19 protein-coding genes are annotated in these 20022 nt (G+C 46.0%); 15 read left to right on the forward strand and 4 right to left on the reverse strand.

Annotated elements, in window-relative coordinates:
* Positions 1-2 precede the first annotated feature (2 nt).
* Genes whiA through CXL14_RS06625 form a run of 3 tightly spaced genes read left to right on the forward strand, consistent with a single transcriptional unit; the run spans position 3 to position 2005 of the window.
* The gene (gene whiA, locus CXL14_RS06615) at positions 3-953 is read left to right on the forward strand and encodes a DNA-binding protein WhiA (protein ID WP_014418963.1); all 951 of its coding nucleotides are present in this window, start codon (positions 3-5) and stop codon (positions 951-953) included.
* Positions 954-976: 23 nt separating this feature from the next.
* Positions 977-1234: an HPr family phosphocarrier protein gene (locus tag CXL14_RS06620; protein WP_012118534.1), complete on the forward strand. Its 258-nt coding sequence runs from the start codon at positions 977-979 to the stop codon at positions 1232-1234.
* Positions 1235-1258: 24 nt separating this feature from the next.
* On the forward strand, positions 1259-2005 hold the full coding sequence (locus tag CXL14_RS06625; RefSeq protein ID WP_007407420.1) for an arylamine N-acetyltransferase family protein: 747 nt from the start codon (positions 1259-1261) through the stop codon (positions 2003-2005).
* A 60-nt stretch (positions 2006-2065) separates the two neighbouring features.
* Here the strand turns inward: CXL14_RS06625 and CXL14_RS06630 are convergent, their stop codons facing one another.
* Together CXL14_RS06630 and CXL14_RS06635 are read right to left on the reverse strand one after the other, a co-directional pair.
* Positions 2066-2455, reverse strand: a complete 390-nt coding sequence (locus CXL14_RS06630) for a ribonuclease (protein ID WP_223204413.1) — start codon at positions 2453-2455, stop codon at positions 2066-2068.
* 203 nt (positions 2456-2658) lie between these two features.
* Positions 2659-3573, reverse strand: a complete 915-nt coding sequence (locus CXL14_RS06635; protein ID WP_228842260.1) for a 2-hydroxyacid dehydrogenase — start codon at positions 3571-3573, stop codon at positions 2659-2661.
* 451 nt (positions 3574-4024) lie between these two features.
* Between CXL14_RS06635 and CXL14_RS06645 the strand changes: the two genes are divergently transcribed.
* On the forward strand, positions 4025-4606 hold the full coding sequence (locus tag CXL14_RS06645) for a beta-class carbonic anhydrase (protein WP_003151503.1): 582 nt from the start codon (positions 4025-4027) through the stop codon (positions 4604-4606).
* Positions 4607-4608: 2 nt separating this feature from the next.
* Positions 4609-6198 (forward strand): SulP family inorganic anion transporter, encoded by a 1590-nt coding sequence (locus tag CXL14_RS06650; protein WP_014418961.1) that lies wholly within the window; start codon positions 4609-4611, stop codon positions 6196-6198.
* Between the two features lie 44 nt (positions 6199-6242).
* On the opposite strand, the gene CXL14_RS06655 is transcribed toward CXL14_RS06650, so the two are convergent.
* Positions 6243-6563: a MazG nucleotide pyrophosphohydrolase domain-containing protein gene (locus CXL14_RS06655; protein WP_014418960.1), complete on the reverse strand. Its 321-nt coding sequence runs from the start codon at positions 6561-6563 to the stop codon at positions 6243-6245.
* A 115-nt stretch (positions 6564-6678) separates the two neighbouring features.
* Here CXL14_RS06655 and CXL14_RS06660 point away from each other — a divergent pair, with 115 nt between their 5' ends.
* The 10 genes from CXL14_RS06660 to pgmB all read left to right on the forward strand — a co-directional run bounded on the left by CXL14_RS06660 (position 6679) and on the right by pgmB (position 19290).
* Entirely contained in the window at positions 6679-7254 is a 576-nt protein-coding gene (locus tag CXL14_RS06660; protein WP_014418959.1) for an LOG family protein, read from the forward strand.
* Between the two features lie 173 nt (positions 7255-7427).
* Positions 7428-8378, forward strand: a complete 951-nt coding sequence (locus tag CXL14_RS06665) for a LacI family DNA-binding transcriptional regulator (RefSeq protein ID WP_014418958.1) — start codon at positions 7428-7430, stop codon at positions 8376-8378.
* Between the two features lie 101 nt (positions 8379-8479).
* The gene (locus CXL14_RS06670) at positions 8480-10249 is read left to right on the forward strand and encodes a glycoside hydrolase family 13 protein (RefSeq protein ID WP_014418957.1); all 1770 of its coding nucleotides are present in this window, start codon (positions 8480-8482) and stop codon (positions 10247-10249) included.
* A gap of 93 nt (positions 10250-10342) precedes the next feature.
* Positions 10343-11599, forward strand: a complete 1257-nt coding sequence (locus CXL14_RS06675) for an extracellular solute-binding protein (protein WP_014418956.1) — start codon at positions 10343-10345, stop codon at positions 11597-11599.
* A gap of 39 nt (positions 11600-11638) precedes the next feature.
* Positions 11639-12949: a carbohydrate ABC transporter permease gene (locus tag CXL14_RS06680; RefSeq protein ID WP_014418955.1), complete on the forward strand. Its 1311-nt coding sequence runs from the start codon at positions 11639-11641 to the stop codon at positions 12947-12949.
* On the forward strand, positions 12950-13786 hold the full coding sequence (locus tag CXL14_RS06685) for a sugar ABC transporter permease (protein WP_014418954.1): 837 nt from the start codon (positions 12950-12952) through the stop codon (positions 13784-13786).
* A 4-nt stretch (positions 13787-13790) separates the two neighbouring features.
* Entirely contained in the window at positions 13791-14675 is an 885-nt protein-coding gene (locus CXL14_RS06690; RefSeq protein WP_014418953.1) for a DUF1189 family protein, read from the forward strand.
* Entirely contained in the window at positions 14653-16926 is a 2274-nt protein-coding gene (locus CXL14_RS06695; RefSeq protein WP_088056407.1) for a glycoside hydrolase family 65 protein, read from the forward strand. The genes CXL14_RS06690 and CXL14_RS06695 overlap by 23 nt, the downstream gene beginning before the upstream one ends.
* Positions 16919-18604 carry a glycoside hydrolase family 13 protein gene (locus CXL14_RS06700; RefSeq protein WP_088056408.1) on the forward strand — a complete coding sequence of 562 codons (1686 nt, stop codon included), beginning with the start codon at positions 16919-16921 and terminating at the stop codon, positions 18602-18604. Before CXL14_RS06695 ends, CXL14_RS06700 begins: the two co-directional genes overlap by 8 nt.
* The gene (gene pgmB, locus CXL14_RS06705) at positions 18601-19290 is read left to right on the forward strand and encodes a beta-phosphoglucomutase (RefSeq protein ID WP_022553835.1); all 690 of its coding nucleotides are present in this window, start codon (positions 18601-18603) and stop codon (positions 19288-19290) included. Before CXL14_RS06700 ends, pgmB begins: the two co-directional genes overlap by 4 nt.
* Before the next feature lie 44 nt (positions 19291-19334).
* Here the strand turns inward: pgmB and clpP are convergent, their stop codons facing one another.
* Positions 19335-19931, reverse strand: coding sequence for an ATP-dependent Clp endopeptidase proteolytic subunit ClpP (gene clpP / locus CXL14_RS06710; RefSeq protein WP_003151513.1), 597 nt, complete (start codon positions 19929-19931; stop codon positions 19335-19337).
* Positions 19932-20022 lie beyond the last annotated feature (91 nt).

The raw sequence follows: 20022 nt of genomic DNA on the forward strand, positions 1-20022 counted from the left end.
ATATGTCATTTGCATCGGAAACAAAAAAAGAACTGACGAATCTGGAAGTGAAGGACTGCTGCGCCAAGGCGGAGCTGTCCGCGCTGATTCGGATGAACGGTTCCCTGTCATTTTCAAACCGCCATCTCGTGCTTGACGTTCAAACCGAAAATGCGGCGATTGCCCGCCGCATTTATACATTGCTGAAGAAACAATATGATGTATCGGTCGAACTGTTAGTCAGAAAAAAAATGCGGCTGAAAAAAAATAATGTTTATATTGTGCGCTTTTCTGAAAATGCAAAGCTGATTTTAGAGGAATTGAAAATCCTCGGAGAGAACTTTGTATTTGAACGGAATATTTCTGAGGAACTGGTGGCGAAACGCTGCTGCAAACGTTCTTATATGAGAGGGGCGTTTTTGGCGGGGGGATCTGTGAATAATCCCGAAACCTCGTCGTACCACTTGGAAATCTTCTCGCTTTATAAGGAACATAACGATTCATTATGCGCGCTGCTGAATGAATTTCATCTGAACAGCAAAACGCTTGAACGGAAAAAAGGCTATATTACGTATTTAAAAGAGGCGGAAAAAATCACTGAATTTCTGAATGTCATCGGCGCTCACAATTCACTGCTGCGTTTTGAAGATGTGCGGATTGTCAGAGATATGAGAAACTCAGTGAACCGCCTCGTCAATTGTGAAACAGCAAACTTAAACAAAACCATCGGTGCTTCGCTCAGACAGGTGGAAAATATTAAATACATTGATGAACGGATCGGTCTTGAAGCGCTGCCGGAAAAGCTTCGCGAAATTGCGCAGCTGCGGATTGATTATCAGGAGGTCACGCTGAAAGAACTGGGGGAAATGGTTGCAAGCGGGAGAATCAGCAAATCCGGCATCAATCACAGGCTGAGAAAGCTCGATGAAATCGCAGAACAGCTGCGTACAGGACAAAGCATCACTTTGAAATAACCGTACAGAAAAGGGGAGATCTTATGGTTCAGGAGAAAGTGGAAGTGCGTTTAAAGACGGGTTTGCAGGCGCGTCCCGCTGCATTGTTTGTACAGGAGGCAAATCGCTTTGCATCAGATGTGTTTCTTGAGAAAAACGGCAAGAAAGTGAATGCCAAAAGCATTATGGGATTAATGAGCCTGGCGGTCAGCACGGGGACGGAAGTCACTCTGATCGCTGAAGGCGATGATGAAAAGGAAGCGCTGGAAAAGTTGTCCGCTTATGTGCAGGAAGAAGTGTAAACACTTTGTAAGGGGGACGGAAAGATGAATGAGTTTCTGAAAGATTGTTATCAAACGATAGGCTGGGAAAAGGATTCCCTCGATTTCAGCAACCTGCCGGAGTTTTTAAAGGCGCTCGCGTATCGGTTTCCGTTTGAAAATCGCGCGGTTTTGTCCAAAAAAGAATATGACGTCACGAAAGAAGGACTGTGGCGGCACATGGTGAAGGAACCTCATGGCGGCCTTTGTTATGACTTGAACGGACTGCTTTATTTCATCCTGAAAGATGCCGGATTTGATGTCAAATTGATCCGCGGAACGGTCTGGAAAAACGGCTGGGCGCTGCCCGGCACACATGCGGCCGTACTTCTTTCCGCCGGAGGGAATGAGTACATCGCTGATGCAGGCTTCGGCCTCAATCTCGCCATGCAGCCTGTGCCGATGTCGGGAGACGAGACGGTATCAGCGGCCGGAGCGTTCCGCGTGAGGATAGAAGAGACGGAATTCGGGACATACCTGCTTGAAATGAACAAAGGGGACGGCTGGCAGACAGGTTACGCATTTTCGCTTGAAGAAATCGATGAAAAGGACCTCAAGTCTATGAAACAAACAATCTTTGAACATGAACGCTCTCCTTTCAACAAACGCCTGCTTGCTTCAAAGCGGACACCGGAAGGGCACATGGTTCTGTCTGAACGCAATATAACAATAAAAAAACACGATGGCACGGCGGAAAACAGCAGAATAGACCGGTCAGAGTTTGAAGAAAAATTTACTGCTCATTTTATATGAAGCTCGCAGGTTCTCTGCAAAAAAAACGGCCTCCGCAGGGAAGCCGTTTTTTGTATGTGTTTATCTCATTTTTGTAAAGGTTTTATAATGATCTGTCGTCTTATAAATCAGCCAGTCGCTTGAGTAAAGAATCCTGTCTGAATTTCTGAAGCCTGATGTATAGTTAATATCCGCTTCACGCCACGTCCGTCCGCTTTTGGCAGGGAGTTTGCCTTCCCTGTTTGAGAAGATGTCTCCGCCGATGCTTTTCCCCGGAGCGACGTCTGCAAGATTCCCCTTTGATGCAACCCAGCCGAGGGCCTGTGCTTCTGACTTTGTAATGTAATTATCAGGAAGCTTATGATAGGTCTGAAGATAATCCGCAACCCCGTCAAACGTGTTGATAACCTGTGCTTCAGTGTGCGCCTTGTGAGAAGATGTATCCGTCTTGGCAGCCGTGGAAAACAGCATCCCCGCCGCGGAGAACAGCACCAGCAAACAAACGGAAATCCACGATAATCGTTTTTTCAAAGCAATACCTCCCATTTTTATCATGTGAAGCTGATTCCTTTTCATTGTATCAGCATCGAGAGAAAGGAATAGAAAGAATTTAAAAATAGTACTTTTGATCTAGCAAAAAATAAACCCCGGCTGAACGGCCGGGATTTTTCATCTCATTGAAATTCCTTCGTGAGGTTTTTCGGCGTTTTTCCGTATACGGCGTCAATCATGTTTTGTGCGGCTTGCTTGAACATATTCAAGCGGATTTTTGCCGTTGCTGACCCGATATGCGGAAGCAATGTGACGTTTTCCAGCTGCAGGAGCGGATTGTCTTCGGCGATCGGCTCTTTTTCAAACACATCTAAACCGGCGCCTTTTATCCAGCCCTCCTGCAATGCGCGGATGAGCGCTTTCTCATCAACCGTCTTTCCCCGGGAAATATTGACGAAACATGCCGTATCTTTCATCAATTTAAATTCCCGCTCTCCCATCATATGATACGTTTCGTCAGTAAGCGGCGTAATTAACAGCACAAAGTCTGATGTTTTCAGCAGTGTATCTAAGTCGGCATATGTAACCCCGAGTTCCTTCTCAGCGTCCGGTTTTCTGCTGCGGTTATAATACAGCACGTCCATGTCGAAGCCGAATTTTGCCCGTTTGGCAGCTTGTTCACCGATTCTGCCCATGCCGATAATTCCTAATGTCTGATGGTGGACATCCATACCGAAAAGAGATTCTTCCTCAACGGTTCCCCATTTGCCGGCGCGGACGAATCGATCCAATTCGGCAACCCGTCTGGCGGAAGACAGAATTAATGAAAAAGCCAGATCAGCGACAGTGTCATCTAAGGTGTACGGTGTATGAGTGCCGACAACCCCGCGTCTTTTCATTTCTTCAATATGAAAATTATCATAGCCGACTGAATTATTGCTGACGACCTTCAGCTTCGGCGCGTGATCCAGTAAATCACTGTCAATCGCCGTTCCGGATGTCAGCAGCCCTTCAGCATCTTTCATTTTTTCGTACAGTTCCTCTTTTGGAATGGTATCTTCTTTCCAGATGTCATAGCGGCAATGCTCGCCTATCATTTGTTCGACTTCCGGCGGTATCGGTTTCGCGATGAATACATAGGGTTTCAACGGGCTTCTCCTCCTTTGTCTTTCTTCTCTATTTTATTATATAAGAGAAGCGGTAACGTGAGAAATATTCAAACGCATTACGATAAATTTCTGGTTCTTTTGAACTTAAAATGAAAGAAAAAGAAACGTACATGCTTGATTTCTCCAAACAATAACAGAATCCGCCTATATTTCTGAAGGCAAAATGAGCGGAACCGCTGTTTTTAAAAGCTTTATAGGTTGGTGTAAAGATAAATTTTATTATTTTTGAAAGATATAAATGAACATAATCTGAATTTACAGTCAAATTATCGTGTCTTTTTTTGAAAGCGCTTTTGAGGCCTTTTTCTGTGCTATAATTCCTTACTGTAAGCTGGGTAAGAAGGCTTGCAATACAATCGGATGGGAGATGAATAGAAAAATGGTTTCTTTATCAAGCATTTTGGAGCACAACCAGCAGTTTGTCCAAGAAAGGAAATATGAACCTTACCAAACGACAAAATTCCCGAAAAAAAAGCTTGTCATCGTATCCTGTATGGATACAAGGCTGACGGAGCTTCTGCCGCAGGCGATGGGACTCAGAAACGGCGATGCCAAAATCATAAAAAACGCGGGAGCCATTGTTTCTCACCCATTTGGAAGTGTCATGCGGAGCATTTTGGTTGCCGTTTATGAACTGCAGGCAGAGGAAGTCTGCATCATAGGTCACCGCGAGTGCGGAATGTCGGGATTAAATGCGGCTTCCATATTAAATAAAGCGAAAGAGCGCGGCGTGGAGGACAAATGTCTCAGCCTTCTGCAGCATGCGGGAGTCGATTTGGAAACATGGCTGACCGGTTTTCACAGCGTCGAAGAAAGCGTGGCCCACAGCGTGAATATGGTCAGGCATCATCCGCTCTTGCCTGAAGAGGTGCCGGTGCACGGGCTGGTGATCGATCCGGGGACGGGGACGCTGGATGTAGTCGTTGACGGTTATGAAACAGTCAAAGGAGGATGCAGCTGACAATGCAATTTACCGGCAGATATCAGGGATACAATTTGCAGAAATTTCAGAAAGACCTAATCGCGGGAATTGTGGTCGGAATTGTAGCGATTCCACTGGGAATGGCCTTTGCCATCGCCTCGGGGGTCGGTCCGGAATACGGGCTTTACACCGTTATTGTGGCCGGAATTCTGATTTCGCTGTTGGGCGGCTCTAAATATCAGATCGGCGGGCCTACGGGGGCGTTTGTTCCCATTTTATTTGCCATTGTGATGCAGTATGGTTTTGAGAATTTACTTGTAGCCGGTTTTATGGCAGGCGTCATGCTCGTCCTGTTTGGCGTATTTAAGCTCGGAAAGATTATGAAATTCGTGCCGAAGCCGGTGATCGTCGGATTTACGGCCGGAATCGCGGTGCTGATTTTCTCGGAGCAGATTGCCCATTTTCTCGGTCTGCGCGATATTCAAAAGCATGAAAGCTTTATCCTCAACATTGCGGAAATCGGCAAGAAGATCGGAACCTTTAATTTGTACAGCATCCTCATCGCGGGAATTGCTTTGGCCATTTTGCTGTTATCAGCCAGGCTGATGCCGAAGATTCCGGGCGCGCTTGTGGCGCTGCTTGTCTCTACAGCCGCAGCGGTCATGTTTTTTCCTGACAAAATGGCGACAATCGGTTCTGCTTACGGGGAGATTCCGCGGCAGCTCCCGGCTTTTCAGCTTCCGGATTTCTCAATCGATAACATGGTGATGATGTTCCCGTCTGCTTTGATCATTGCGCTTCTCGGCGGTCTTGAATCCATATTATCGGCGATGGTCGCGGACAATATGAAAGGATCACGGCATGACAGCAATAGGGAGCTTGTCGGGCAGGGCATCGCCAATATGGCAGCGCCGCTTTTCGGCGGCATACCGGCAACGGGAGCGATTGCGCGGACCGCAACAAATATTAAAAACGGCGCAGTTTCTCCGATTTCCGGTGTTGTCCACGGAGTCACCGTCCTTCTCGTCCTGCTCGTCTTCGCCCCGCTTGCCGTTCATGTACCGCTGGCAAGCATGGCGCCGGTGTTGATGGTTGTGGCTTGGAACATGAGTGAGCGGAGGGAAGTCGCCAATATGATGCGGCTGAAAAACACTGATTCATTCGTACTGGCGGCAACCTTTTTGCTGACGGTTCTGTTTGATTTAATCATCGGCGTTTCTGCCGGTCTCGTGCTCGCTTTTGTTTTCTTTATCAGAAAAATGAGCGAATCAACAAGCATCAAAACACCGCATGCCGCTGTCAAATCGGTTAAAAATGATTCGTCCGTCAGCACATATTCCATTGAGGGGCCGCTGTTTTTCGGTTCAATTGATTCACTGGAATCATCGCTGCTGGAGAGGCTTCAGGAAAAGCCGAAGACGCTTATTCTGCTGATGAATAATGTACATTACATGGATACCTCCGCAGAAGCGGTGCTGGGGAATGTGATGAACCGGATCAAACGGCATAACGGGAGATTAATGATCGTCGGATTGCAATCACAGCCGAGAGAGCTGATCCGGAAGACAGGGCTGTTTCATAAAATCGGGAAACAGCATTTCTTTGAGCATCAGGACGAGATAACGGGATAAATTCAGATACGGCCTGTCCATGAAAAAGCGGACAGGCCGTGTTTTTATTCGGTTTCAAAGCGCTTGATCAGTTTTTCCTGATGGGCTTTCATCGCATCTTCTAACGTGATTCCGTACTTATCGGCAAGGATGGCCAGATTTCCGAGGACGTCACCCATTTCTTCAATCAGCTCCTGCCTGCGTTCAGCCTGGGTCGCGTCCTTTTCATCCGGCCGGTCTCTGCCGATTTCATATGCTCTTACCGCCCGGGCGAGCTCACCCGCCTCTTCCATTAAAAAGCCGATTCTGATAAATGGCCCGTACGCCGTCCATCCTCGTTTTTCGTAAAAATCTTTCGTCCATCGTTCTGCTTCAGCCATCTGCATGTGAAACACTCCTTATGTCCTGTATGATTCTTATTGATATTATCATATAGAGATGGGACAATATATAGTGTATTTTGATTTATTGATGTACATATATAGATGTGGAGATGAAAAAATGAAAACCATTTGTGTATTTGCGGGGTCAAACCCGGGGGTAAATGAAGAGTACAAACGCAAAGCGGCCGAACTGGGTGAATATATGGCGGAGCAGGGAATCGGCCTTGTTTACGGCGGTTCACGGGTCGGTCTGATGGGAACCGTCGCCGATGCGTTAATGGCAGGCGGCGGAAAAGCTGTCGGCGTCATGCCGAGCGGGCTGTTCAGCGGAGAGGTTGTTCATCAGAATCTGACGGAGCTGATTGAAGTCAGCGGCATGCATGAGCGGAAAGCGAAAATGAGTGAACTTGCCGATGGGTACATTGCCATGCCCGGCGGTTTCGGAACATATGAAGAGTTATTTGAAGTGCTGTGCTGGGCGCAAATCGGCATTCATCAAAAACCGATCGGGCTGTACAATGTGAACGGGTATTTTGAGCCGATGATGAAGATGGTCAAGTACAGCATTCAGGAAGGATTTTCGAATGAGTCTCATTTGAAGCTGATACACAGTTCCTCCCGGCCGGATGAGCTGATTGAGCAGATGAACAATTACTCGTACCCGATCCTTCAGAAAAAATGGACGGAAATATAAAAAAAGAGCCATCTGGCATGTGTGTGAGTCCCGGGCGGACTTCATGAAAATCGAGTTTATTTGACAATGTGAGATTTCCTTAGGGAAATCTTTTTTTATGTCCGGATTACCATCGTAGTATAATTTAACTAATTCGGATTGGCTATCTAAGCAAAAGCGGAAGGAGACGGAAAATGGCGACGTTGTCAGATGTGGCTAAGAGAGCGAATGTTTCGAAAATGACGGTGTCACGTGTGATTAATCACCCTGATACGGTAACAGATGAACTGAAAAAGCTCGTTCATTCCGCAATGAAAGAGCTGAATTACATCCCTAATTATGCGGCAAGAGCGCTTGTGCAAAACAGAACACAGGTTGTCAAATTGCTGATTCTTGAGGAAATGGATACGACCGAACCCTATTACATGAACTTGCTGACCGGAATCAGCCGGGAGCTGGATCGCCATCATTATGCTTTGCAGCTTGTGACAAGAAATTCACTCAATATCGGGCAATGCGACGGCATTATTGCCACCGGCTTGAGAAAGGCCGATTTTGAATTTGTCATCAAAGCTTTTGAAAAGCCGTTAGTCGTATTTGGAGAAAATGAAATGGGCTATGATTTCGTCGATGTGAATAACGAAAAAGGGACTTTTATGGCAACCCGCCATGTCATGGGGCTGGGGGAGCGTGAGGTTGTCTTTTTCGGTATTGATTTGGATGAGCCATTCGAACGCTCAAGAGAACAGGGGTATATTCGGGCGATGAAAGAGAGCTGCAGAGAAACGAAGCTGTTTCGGATCGCTAACAGTTCAAAAAAAAGCGAAAGCCTGGCAAGAGAAGTTTTGAAAACGCTCGGCCGGCAAGCCGCGTTTGTCTGCGCCACCGACCGAATCGCGCTCGGGGTCATTCGTGCGGTGCAGTCACTCGGAAAACGAATTCCCGAAGATGTGGCCGTTACTGGAAATGACGGTGTTTTTCTTGACCGCATTTCCTCCCCGCGGCTGACTACGGTCAGACAGCCGGTTGTGGAAATGGGAGAGGCCTGTGCGAAAATGCTGCTGAAAAAAATGAATGAAGGCGGCGCAGCTCAAGGTCATTTGTTTTTTGAACCGGAGTTAATTGTGCGGGAATCAACTTTGTGAAAGCTTGATTCTGTTATCGGTAACAAGAGAAAAACGATTGCTTCTCCCGATTTCATCATGCTACCTTCAAAGCATAAGCCAGCCTATAAAAAGGGGGAAACATGATGGAATATGCCGCAATACATCATCAGCCGTTCAGTGCTGATGCTTATTCTTATGACGGGCGGACGGTGCATATCAAAATCCGGACGAAAAAAGGTGATGCTGATCAGATTCGATTGGTTTGGGGCGATCCTTATGAATACAGCGGCGGCAGATGGTCGGCAGCCGAGCAGCCAATGAGAAAAACAGCCGCAACCCAAAATCATGATTATTGGTTTGCTGAAGTGTCGCCGCCATTCAGGCGTTTGCAATATGCATTTATTGTCTCAGACCAGTATGAAAACATCTTTTTCGGAGCGTCAGGGGTCTGTCCTGTAAATAAAAAAACGCTGGAAACGATTCATTATTATTTTAAGCTTCCGTTTGTACATGAGGCGGATACATTTCAAGCGCCTGAATGGGCGAAATCAACGGTTTGGTATCAAATTTTTCCGGAACGTTTTGCGAATGGAAGAGAAGACCTGTCACCGGAAGCTGCACTGCCTTGGGGGAGCAAGGACCCGGACGTTAATGATTTTTTTGGCGGAGATTTGCAGGGGATTATCGACAAGCTCGATTATTTAGAAGAATTAGGGGTGAACGGAATTTATTTAACTCCGATCTTCTCCTCTCCATCCAACCATAAATATGACACGCTGGATTACTATTCCATCGATCCGCATTTTGGGGATCGGGAGCTTTTCCGGACATTGGTCAGCCGGCTTCATGAGCGGGGAATGAAAATTATGCTTGATGCTGTTTTTAATCATATAGGCAGCGCTTCTCCGCAATGGCAGGATGTTGTAAAACACGGGGCCCGGTCCCGCTACAAAGACTGGTTCCATATTCACTCTTTTCCTGTGAAAGAAGACAATTATGACAGGTTTGCGTTTACGCCTGATATGCCGAAGCTGAATACGGCTAATCCGGAAGTACAGAGGTATTTGTTTGAGATTGCTTTGTACTGGATTCGTGAATTTGACATTGACGGCTGGCGTTTAGATGTGGCAAATGAAGTGGATCACGCTTTTTGGAAGGCATTCAGGCAGGCGGTAACGGCAGAGAAGCCCGATCTTTATATTTTGGGAGAGATATGGCATTCCTCCGAACCTTGGCTCAGAGGAGATGAGTTTCACGCTGTGATGAATTATCCTTTCACAGAGCCGATGATTGCTTATTTTGCTGACCGGGAGATTTCTGCTTCATCCATGGCCTATCGATTAAACGCGCACTTGATGAATGGGATGCGGCAGGCCAACGAGGTGACGTTCAATTTACTGGACAGCCATGATACAGAACGTCTTCTGACAAGGTGCGGAAATGATGAGAAAACAGCCCGCGCTCTGCTGGCCTTTATGTTTGCCCAGACAGGAGCGCCCTGCATCTACTACGGAACGGAAATCGGTCTGGACGGCGGGAGAGATCCATTATGCCGGAAGTGTATGGTTTGGGAAAAGGAAAAGCAAAACCGGGAAATGCTCAGCTTTATGAAACGCTTAATCACCTTACGCAAAAAAGAAAACGCTTTATTGACGTACGGAAGTCTTGAGTGGCATCTGCTTGATGATCAAAACGATTGTATCAGTTTTTCGAGGGTTTTCAATGGCAGGCAATTGATTTTCTATTTTAATCAGGGGAACCGGGCCGGGGAAATCCGTTTGCAAGATTTTAATATGGAGAGAAGCAGAAAAGTTTACGATGCGTGGACGGATCAGATCCTTCAACATGATGCCGCTATTGCTGTTCAGCCGGGAGAATTTTTGATTTTAAGCGCTGATGCCCCTGTCTGAATTCTGTTATCGGTAACAGGCTGAAAGGCTTTGAAACCGCTTTCTCTAACAGAGTAGAATTGTAATAGATTCATAATAAAAGGGGGAAAAGATATGGCGGGGTTCGTCAAAATGGGATTGGCTTTATTGACGGCATCAGTTTTGGCATTCTGTCTCGGGGCCTGTTCAAATTCAAAAGAATCGGCCGGCTCTGACGGCAAAAAGGTACTGACCGTGTCCGTTGAAGAAACCTATAAAAAATATATTGAAAGCATTAAAGGAGAGTTTGAAAAAGAGAATCACGTCACAATCAACATTGCAGAAAAGCAAATGTTCGATCAGCTGGAGGCGCTTCCTTTGGACGGCCCGGCCGGCAATGCGCCTGACGTTATGCTTGCCGCATATGACCGGATCGGCAGTTTGGCGCAGCAAGGCCATTTGCTTGATCTAAAACCTGCTGATACAAAAAGCTTTGGAGATAAAGAGATGCAGCAGGTAACGGTTAACGGAAAGGTGTATGGAATGCCGCTGGTGATTGAGACGCTTGTTCTGTATTACAACAAAGATCTTATAAAAAAAGCGCCGGCAACATTTAAAGACCTTGAAACATTAACAGAAGATCCCCGCTTTTCATTTGCTTCTGAAAAAGGAAAGTCAACGGGATTTTTAGCAAAGTGGACTGACTTTTATATGTCGTACGGTTTGCTGTCCGGTTACGGCGGATATGTATTCGGGAAAAACGGCACAGATCCCGGGGATATCGGCCTGAACAATAAAGGGGCTGCAGAAGCGGTGAAATATGCGGAGAAATGGTTTAAAACATATTGGCCAAAAGGCATGCAGGATAACTCAAGCGCAGACGATTTTATTCAGCAAATGTTTTTGGATAAGAAAGCGGCTGCAATCATCGGCGGGCCTTGGTCGGCTGCCAATTTTCAAGAGGCCGGCCTGAACTATGGCGCCGCTCCTATTCCGACATTGCCAAACGGAAAAGAATATGCTCCGTTTGCGGGCGGCAAAGGCTGGGTTGCTTCAAAATATACAAAGGAACCCGAGCTGGCTGAAAAATGGCTTGAGTATGCAACAAATGATGCCAATGCTTACGCCTTTTATGAGAAGACAAATGAAGTTCCGGCCAACACAGCCGCAAGGAAGAAAGCGGGGGAGCAAAAAAATGAGCTGGCGTCAGCTGTTATTAAACAATATGAGTCAGCGGCACCTGCGCCGAATATTCCTGAAATGGCCGAGGTATGGACCGGCGCTGAAAGTTTAATGTTTGATGCGGCTTCGGGGAAAAAAACAGCAAAAAAATCGGCGGATGATGCGGTAAACGTCATAAAAGAAAACATCAAAGAAAAGTATGTGAAATAAAATCGGAGGGGAAGTGTCCGTAAGAATAGAGGGCGAAAAATGAATAAAGATGATACACTTTTACACCAAAAACGGAAGGCGTCATGGTTTTTATCGATCATTCCGGGAATTGGACAGATCGCGAATCAGCAGATATCAAAGGGGATCTTATTTCTGGTCATTACGAGTTTGTTTGCTGTTGAATTATGCGTTTTCGGTATTGAGGCGCTGACCGGATTGGTTACCTTGGGAAGTGTTCCCGGTGAAGATCACTCATTATTTATGCTGATTGAAGGCACGCTGCAATTGATCTTAACGTTGATTTTTCTCATGTTCTATATCTTTTCAGTTTATGATTTCCGTCATACCGCCGCTATGAAAGCGGCGGGTTTGAAGGTGAATACAGCGGCCAAGGATATCATCCGCCATGCGGGAGATAAAGGGTTTCCTTATTTATTTACACTGCCGGCATATCTCATGATGGTGTTTGTGATTATTTTTCCTGTTTTGGTGACTCTGTTTATTGCCTTAACAAACTATGATTTTTATCATATACCGCCTAACAGTCTGATTGACTGGGTCGGCTTTAAAAATTTCTTGAATATCTTTTTTGTCGGTTCCTACCGGGAAACATTTGTGAATGTGCTGGGCTGGACCATGATATGGACAATCTGTGCAACAACGCTGCAAATCATTTTGGGGATCGTGACGGCACTTTTTGTGAATCAAGATTTTATTAAAGGCAGACGGATATTCCGAATGATTTTCTTATTTCCATGGGCTGTTCCGGCCTTTATCACAATTATGAGCTTTTCCAATATTTTTAATGACAGTATTGGGGCGATGAACACGCAGGTGATTCCATTAATTAACCACCTGCCGTTTGTGGAACTGCCGGCGATCGCGTGGAAGACTGATGCTTTCTGGACGAAGACCGCTCTGATTATGATTCAGACCTGGCTTGGCTTTCCTTATATTTATGTCATGGTAACGGGGGTCTTGCAGTCGATTCCGGGTGAATTGTATGAAGCCGCAAAGATTGACGGGGCTTCTTTTATGCAGCGTTTTCGCAATATTACATTACCGATGATTTTATTTGCGACGGCACCGGTGATGATTACACAGTACACATTTAACTTTAATAATTTTTCGATCATCTATTTGTTTAATGAAGGCGGTCCGGGAAGCGCGGGAGCCGGTGCCGGGTCGACCGATATTTTAATTTCTTGGATCTATAAACTGACAACCGGCACTTCTCCGCAATATGCTGTGGCAGCGGCCGTGACACTGTTAATATCTTTCGTCGTCATTGGAATTTCACTGATTGCTTTTAAAAAGTCAAATGCTTTCGGCAATGAGGAGGTGATGTAGATGGGTTCCAGAACGGCCGGAATGCTTACGAAAATCTGTACCTATTTATTTTTGCTGGTTTTAAGCATTGTCATTTTATATCCGCTGCTGATTACGGCTTCCTCCGCTTTCCGTGCGGGAAATGTGACGGCTTTTCAGCTCGATTTCTCAGGTTCCTGGACTTTTGATCATTTTAAGCGGCTGTTTGAAGAGACGCTCTATCTTCATTGGTACAGCAATACGCTGATTATCGCGCTGTCAGTCATGGTATTGCAGGTCACGATTGTCACGCTTGCCGGGTATACGTACAGCCGCTATCGGTTTGCGGGGCGAAAAAAGAGTCTTGTCTTCTTTTTAATCATTCAAATGGTGCCCACAATGGCAGCGCTGACTGCTTTTTATGTATTGGCCATGCTGATAGGCGCTCTTGATCAATACTGGTTTTTGACAGCGATCTATATCGGCGGCGGAATTCCGATGAACACGTGGCTGATGAAAGGTTATTTTGATACAGTTCCGAGAGAAATTGATGAGGCTGCGCGAATGGATGGAGCGGGGCACTTCAGAATATTTGCCTCCATTGTGCTGCCGCTTGTGAAGCCGATGCTTGCCGTTCAAGCGCTTTGGGCGTTTATGGCGCCGTTCGGGGACTATTTGCTGGCGAAGTTTTTGCTTCGCTCGCCGGAAAGGCTGACCATTGCAGTAGGATTGCAGTCGTTCATTTCAAATCCGCAGCAGCAAAAAGTCGCCCTGTTTGCGGCGGGGGCTATACTTGCCGCACTGCCGATATGCATCTTGTTCTTTTTTCTCCAAAAGAACTTTGTATCCGGGCTGGCGGCGGGCGGAACAAAGGGGTAGTTCAATGAAGAATGTGCAAAATGAAAGCTTTATGATCCGCAGTCTTAAAGCGTCGGTGTCTCCGTCAGGTATTTGCCGTTACGGGAAAACATTCAGCTGGCTTCAGCTCTCCTTTCTCTTTATGTTTTTGACGTCCTGCCTTATGGCGCCGTTTACGATGTCGTTTTTGAAAATGGACCGCTTCAGCCTCAAATTGGTTATGCCTGCGGCGCTTTCTGCAGTGAATGATCGTTTTGCCGAACAATTAAACGGTATTCAAATCAGGAACGGAAAACTGACAGGCGGACAGCGTTTTGATCAAATTGAAGAGGGCAACCATCTGCTGGCAGTCGATATGGAGCATGAATGGAAACCAAACGGTGAAAATGGGCGTTTGCGTGTAAAAGGATATGACAACGCGGTCATATTCCAGCCTGACCGGCTGATTATTACCGACCAAAACGGAATGGGGTTTTCAGTTCGCTATGGGAAAGCGGACGCCAGGCTTACGGACCCGGGCGTATATGAAACGGAGGCTGTTATCGGTCAATTGTGGCTGGCACAGTATAAGCCGATGATCATGATGCTGGGGTGCGCAGTAATTTTTTTGATCCAGCTATTTTTTACAGCTGTGCTTGCGGGAGGCATCTGGATGGCAAAATTATCAAAAATGATCGATATCGCGTCATGTAAGGAAGCTGCTTCTGCAGCGATATGCGCATCGGCTCTGCCTGCATTCGCGGCAGCTGCTATCGGGCTGATCCGCTTTGATTTGATTACTGTATTAATGGTTCATACATGCGGCGTCACGTTGATGATTGCTTTTTTATTCAGATATATGGCCAAAACCCGCCGTCATAATGAAAATGTTCATTCGGGAGGAAGACATGATAAATCAGCGGTTGTTTGAGATTGATGAATGGAAAATCAAAACCAATACATTTCAAAAAGAGTATATACGGCTGCAGGAAAGCCTGACTTCTCTTGCCAACGGCTATATGGGCATCAGGGGGAATTTTGAAGAGGGGTATTCAGGCGGCAGCCATCAAGGCACATATATTGCGGGCGTGTGGTTCCCTGACAAAACGCGGGTAGGCTGGTGGAAAAACGGGTATCCGGACTATTTCGGAAAAGTGATCAATGCGATGAATTTTATTGGTATAGATGTGTATGTTGACGGTGAAAAAGTCGATCTCTATCAAAACCGACTCGAATCATTTGAGTTAGAGCTTCATATGAAAGAAGGAATTCTGAGGAGGAGCGCTGTTGTCCGTATTCAGGATAAAACCGTGCGAATCAAATCAGAACGATTTCTTAGCCTGGCCGCAAAAGAGCTATGTGCGATTCATTATGAAGCGGAGTGTCTGACAGGGGACGCCGTTATTACGCTTGTTCCTTATCTTGATGGCAATGTTGTAAACGAAGATTCAAACTATCAAGAGCGGTTTTGGCAGGAAAAAGAGACAGGAGCGGATTACCGCCGCGGGCACATAACGGCAAAAACGCTCGACAATCCGTTCGGAACGCCGCGTTTCACCGTCTCCGCCTTAATGGGAAATTTGACAGAAGGCTGTGTCAGTCAAAGCTTTCAAACTTCCGGCATGTATGCTGAAAATCGCTTCAGCTACCAAAACAAAGCTTCATTGAAAAAGTTTATTGTTGTCACGACTTCACGCGATGTTCAAGAAGCAGAGCTTACTTCGAAAGGGGAGGAGCTTTTGGCGGCTATTCTTAAGCAAGGTTATGAAGAAGCGAGACAGCAGCATATTGCCAAGTGGAAGGAAAGATGGGCAAAAGCGGATATAGAGATAAAGGGAGATGAGGAACTTCAGCAAGGCATCCGCTACAATATCTTTCAGTTATTCTCGACATATTACGGGGCAGACGCCCGTTTGAACATCGGACCGAAAGGATTTACAGGCGAAAAATACGGCGGTGCCGCCTATTGGGATACCGAGGCGTATGCCGTTCCGATGTATTTGGCGACAGCCGAGCCGGAAGTCACGAAAAACCTGCTTTTGTACCGCTATCATCATTTGGAGGCTGCCAAACGGAACGCCGCCAAGCTGGGGATGAAGGGGGCGCTTTATCCGATGGTGACGTTTATCGGAGATGAATGCCACAATGAGTGGGAGATTACGTTTGAAGAAATCCACCGCAACGGCGCGATTTGCTATGCGATCTGCAATTATGTCCAATATACAGGCGATCGCGCCTATATGGAGGAATACGGTATAGATGTTCTTGTTGAGATCAGCAGGTTTTGGGCCGGCCGTGTCCATTTTTCAAAACGGAAAAACAAATATATGATCCATGGCGTCACAGGGCCGAATGAATACGAAAACAACGTTAACAACAATTGGTATACGAATGTCATTGCGGCTTGGACGTTGGATTATACTCTGCAAAGTCTCGAAAGGATCTCAGCGGAGAAACGCCGCCTTCTGGATGTGCAGGAAGAAGAATTGAAAGTCTGGAGAGAAATCATCCGGCACATGTACTATCCGTATAGTGAAGAACTGGAAATTTTCGTTCAGCATGACACATTTTTGGACAAAGACCTGCAATCAGTTGACGAATTAGATCCAGCTGAACGGCCTCTTTATCAAAATTGGTCATGGGACAAAATCCTCCGCTCCGGCTTTATTAAACAAGCCGATGTGCTGCAAGGCATTTATTTATTTCCTGACCGTTTCTCTATAGACGAAAAACGCCGCAACTATGAATTTTATGAACCGATGACGGTTCATGAATCAAGCTTATCGCCCTCCATTCACGCGGTGCTCGCTGCCGAATTGAGGATGGAAAAGAAGGCGCTTGAATTATATAAGCGTACAGCAAGGCTTGATCTCGACAATTACAATCGCGATACGGAGGAAGGCCTTCACATTACTTCAATGACGGGAAGCTGGCTGGCGATCGTCCAAGGGTTTGCCGGCATGCGTACTTTAAAAGGAACGCTCTCATTCACCCCATTTTTGCCGAATGAATGGGACGGTTACTCGTTCCATATCAATTATCGAAACCGCTTGATCAAGGTGACGGTCGAAGAAAGGCGCGCCATTTTTGAGCTTGTCAAAGGAGAACCGGTGTCCATCACAGTTTATGGAGAACCGATGGTGCTGAATGAACGATGTGAAAGGAGAATGCCTGATGAGTGAATGGTGGAAAGAAGCTGTAGTGTATCAAATTTACCCGCGCAGTTTTTATGATTCCAATGGAGATGGATTTGGGGATTTACAAGGCATTATCAAAAAGCTTGATTATATCAAAAGACTTGGCGCGGATGTGATCTGGCTGTCGCCCGTGTTTGATTCTCCGCAGGATGACAACGGTTATGACATCAGTGACTACAGAAACATGTACGAAAAATTCGGAACAAATGAAGATATGTTTCAGTTAATTGATGAAGTGCATCAGCGCGGAATGAAAATCATCATGGATCTGGTCGTGAACCACACGTCGGATGAACATACCTGGTTTGCTGAAAGCCGCAAGTCGAAGGACAATCCTTACCGGGATTATTATTTTTGGAAAGACCCGAAATCGGACGGTTCTGAGCCGAATAATTGGGGATCGATTTTTTCAGGCTCGGCGTGGACGTTCGATGAAGGGACAGGACAGTATTATTTGCACTACTTTTCGAAAAAACAGCCTGATTTAAATTGGGAAAATGAAGCCGTTCGCCGGGAAGTGTATGATCTGATGAAGTTCTGGATGGATAAAGGCGTTGACGGCTGGCGGATGGATGTGATCGGCTCCATTTCCAAGCACACCGATTTTCCGGACTATGAAACAGATAACAGCAAAAACTTTATTGTCGGCCGTTATCACTCTAACGGCCCCCGCCTGCATGAATTTATTCAAGAGATGAACAGGGAAGTGCTTTCTCATTACGACTGCATGACAGTCGGAGAGGCAAACGGTTCTGATATTGAAGAGGCGAAAAAATATACGGATGCAGGCAGGCAAGAGCTGAATATGATCTTTACATTTGAACATATGGATATCGATACAGAACAAAACTCGCCAAATGGGAAATGGCAGATCAAGCCGTTTGATGTGATTGCTTTAAAACAAACGATGACAAGGTGGCAGACCGGGTTGATGAATAGCGGCTGGAATACCTTGTATTTTGAGAACCACGATCAGCCGCGGGTGATTTCCCGCTGGGGCAATGACGGTGAGCTGCGAAAACAGTGTGCGAAAGCATTCGCAACGGTTCTCCACGGGATGAAAGGCACACCGTTTATTTACCAGGGAGAAGAAATCGGCATGGTCAACAGTGATATGCCGCTGGAGATGTATGACGATCTTGAAATAAAAAATGCATACCGTGAACTAGTCATCGAAAACAAGACGATGACAGAAAAAGAGTTTGTCAAAGCCGTGATGATAAAAGGAAGGGATCACGCGAGAACACCGATGCAGTGGGATGCCGGAAAACATGCGGGATTCACAGCCGGAGACCCTTGGTTAGCGGTCAATTCCCGCTATCAAGAAATCAATGTGAAAGAATCCTTGGAAGATCAAGATTCAATTTTCTATTACTATCAGAAGCTCATTCAATTACGAAAGCAACATAAGATCATGGTATACGGAGATTATCAGCTGCTGCTGGAAGATGATCCGCAAATCTATTGTTATATCCGTAAATATCAAGGGAAAAAGCTTCTCGTCGTTGTGAATTTGTCGGAAGACAAGGCCCAGTTCGAAGCGCCTCCGGAACTGATCCATGAGCGTTGGAAAATCCTGATTTCGAACTATCCGCAGGAGCCGGCTGACTTGAAGAGTATCAGCCTCAAACCTTATGAAGCTGTGATGGGCATCAGCATATGAAAGCGGTTATTTTTGATTTAGACGGAGTGATAACAGATACTGCGGAATATCATTTTCTTGCTTGGAAGCACATCGCAGAACAAATTGATATTCCCTTTGACAGGAATGTGAATGAAGGCCTAAAAGGAATCAGCCGGGAAGAGTCACTGGAAAGCATACTGATCTTTGGCGGAGCGGAAAAAAGGTTTACACATGCGGAGAAACAAGAACTGCTGCATCAAAAAAACCAATATTATCAAACGTTGATCAGCAGATTGACGCCGGAAGATCTCTTGCCGGGAATCGGCAGGCTTCTTTGTGAATTAAAAAATGAACATATAAAAATCGGGTTAGCATCTTCAAGCCGCAATGCCCGCGCGATCTTAAAACGTTTGGCGATTATCGATGATTTTCAAGCCATTGTTGACCCGGCGGCTCTTGCGAAGGGGAAGCCTGATCCCGAAATCTTTTTAACAGCTGCAGCGCTGCTCGGTGTTTCCACGGCTGATTGCGCGGCAATAGAAGATGCTGAAGCAGGAATATCTGCAATTAAATCTGCCGGGATGTTCGCGGTCGGTGTCGGGCGTGAACAGTCGATGCTTGGTGCTGATCTGGTTGTGAGGCAAACCGGTGAATTGTCGTTTGAGCTGTTGAAGGAAGAATGGAAGCAGTATAGGGGAAAGGTTTTAAAAAGCATCAGAGAGTGAAAAAAACCTGCAAGAGACATCATCTCTTGCAGGTTTTTTGGGCATTACTTCTGGTCTTCTGTATTGCGTGTCAGCACTTTATCGATTAAGCCGTATTCTAAGGCTTCATCAGCTGATTTGAAGTTGTCGCGGTCTGTATCGCGCTCAATGACTTCAAGCGGCTGGCCGGTACGTTCAGCAAGCACTTTGTTTAATTTGTCGCGAAGCAAGAGAATGCGTTTTGCCGCGATTTCAATTTCTGTCGCCTGTCCTTGCGCTCCGCCAAGCGGCTGGTGAATCATAACTTCACTGTTAGGAAGCGCGTAACGTTTGCCTTTTTCTCCGGCTGCAAGTAAAAATGCTCCCATAGAAGCGGCCATACCGATGCAGATCGTGGATACTTTCGGTTTAATGAACTGCATTGTATCATAGATTGCCATACCGGCAGTGATTGATCCGCCAGGGCTGTTAATGTAAATGGAAATATCTTTTTCAGGGTCTTCCGCTTCAAGGAATAAAAGCTGTGACACGATGGAGTTCGCAACGTTGTCATCAATCGCAGATCCAAGCATGATAATACGGTCCTTCAAAAGACGGGAGTAAATGTCATAAGCTCTTTCTCCGCGGTTCGTTTGTTCAATGACTGTAGGTATTAAATTCATAATGCTCCTCCTTCACCTTTTAGGTAAGTATGTATTTACATGATACATTTTTGGTCAATAAAGGTCAAACAAAACGCTGACCAAAATGCCA

This window comes from Bacillus sp. SJ-10 (assembly GCF_002843505.1).
Lineage (GTDB): Bacteria > Bacillota > Bacilli > Bacillales > Bacillaceae > Bacillus > Bacillus velezensis.

Coding starts and splice junctions, on each gene's coding strand:
- CXL14_RS06625 (WP_007407420.1), top strand. CDS start 1,259: ATGAATGAGTTTCTGAAAGATTGTTATCAAACGATAGGCTGGGAAAAG.
- clpP (WP_003151513.1), bottom strand. CDS start 19,931: ATGAATTTAATACCTACAGTCATTGAACAAACGAACCGCGGAGAAAGA.
- CXL14_RS06655 (WP_014418960.1), bottom strand. CDS start 6,563: ATGCAGATGGCTGAAGCAGAACGATGGACGAAAGATTTTTACGAAAAA.
- CXL14_RS06665 (WP_014418958.1), top strand. CDS start 7,428: ATGGCGACGTTGTCAGATGTGGCTAAGAGAGCGAATGTTTCGAAAATG.
- CXL14_RS06690 (WP_014418953.1), top strand. CDS start 13,791: ATGAAGAATGTGCAAAATGAAAGCTTTATGATCCGCAGTCTTAAAGCG.
- CXL14_RS06680 (WP_014418955.1), top strand. CDS start 11,639: ATGAATAAAGATGATACACTTTTACACCAAAAACGGAAGGCGTCATGG.
- CXL14_RS06645 (WP_003151503.1), top strand. CDS start 4,025: ATGGTTTCTTTATCAAGCATTTTGGAGCACAACCAGCAGTTTGTCCAA.
- pgmB (WP_022553835.1), top strand. CDS start 18,601: ATGAAAGCGGTTATTTTTGATTTAGACGGAGTGATAACAGATACTGCG.
- CXL14_RS06700 (WP_088056408.1), top strand. CDS start 16,919: ATGAGTGAATGGTGGAAAGAAGCTGTAGTGTATCAAATTTACCCGCGC.
- CXL14_RS06660 (WP_014418959.1), top strand. CDS start 6,679: ATGAAAACCATTTGTGTATTTGCGGGGTCAAACCCGGGGGTAAATGAA.
- CXL14_RS06675 (WP_014418956.1), top strand. CDS start 10,343: ATGGCGGGGTTCGTCAAAATGGGATTGGCTTTATTGACGGCATCAGTT.
- CXL14_RS06620 (WP_012118534.1), top strand. CDS start 977: ATGGTTCAGGAGAAAGTGGAAGTGCGTTTAAAGACGGGTTTGCAGGCG.
- CXL14_RS06695 (WP_088056407.1), top strand. CDS start 14,653: ATGATAAATCAGCGGTTGTTTGAGATTGATGAATGGAAAATCAAAACC.
- whiA (WP_014418963.1), top strand. CDS start 3: ATGTCATTTGCATCGGAAACAAAAAAAGAACTGACGAATCTGGAAGTG.
- CXL14_RS06685 (WP_014418954.1), top strand. CDS start 12,950: ATGGGTTCCAGAACGGCCGGAATGCTTACGAAAATCTGTACCTATTTA.
- CXL14_RS06650 (WP_014418961.1), top strand. CDS start 4,609: ATGCAATTTACCGGCAGATATCAGGGATACAATTTGCAGAAATTTCAG.
- CXL14_RS06635 (WP_228842260.1), bottom strand. CDS start 3,573: ATGATAGGCGAGCATTGCCGCTATGACATCTGGAAAGAAGATACCATT.
- CXL14_RS06630 (WP_223204413.1), bottom strand. CDS start 2,455: ATGCTGTTTTCCACGGCTGCCAAGACGGATACATCTTCTCACAAGGCG.
- CXL14_RS06670 (WP_014418957.1), top strand. CDS start 8,480: ATGATGGAATATGCCGCAATACATCATCAGCCGTTCAGTGCTGATGCT.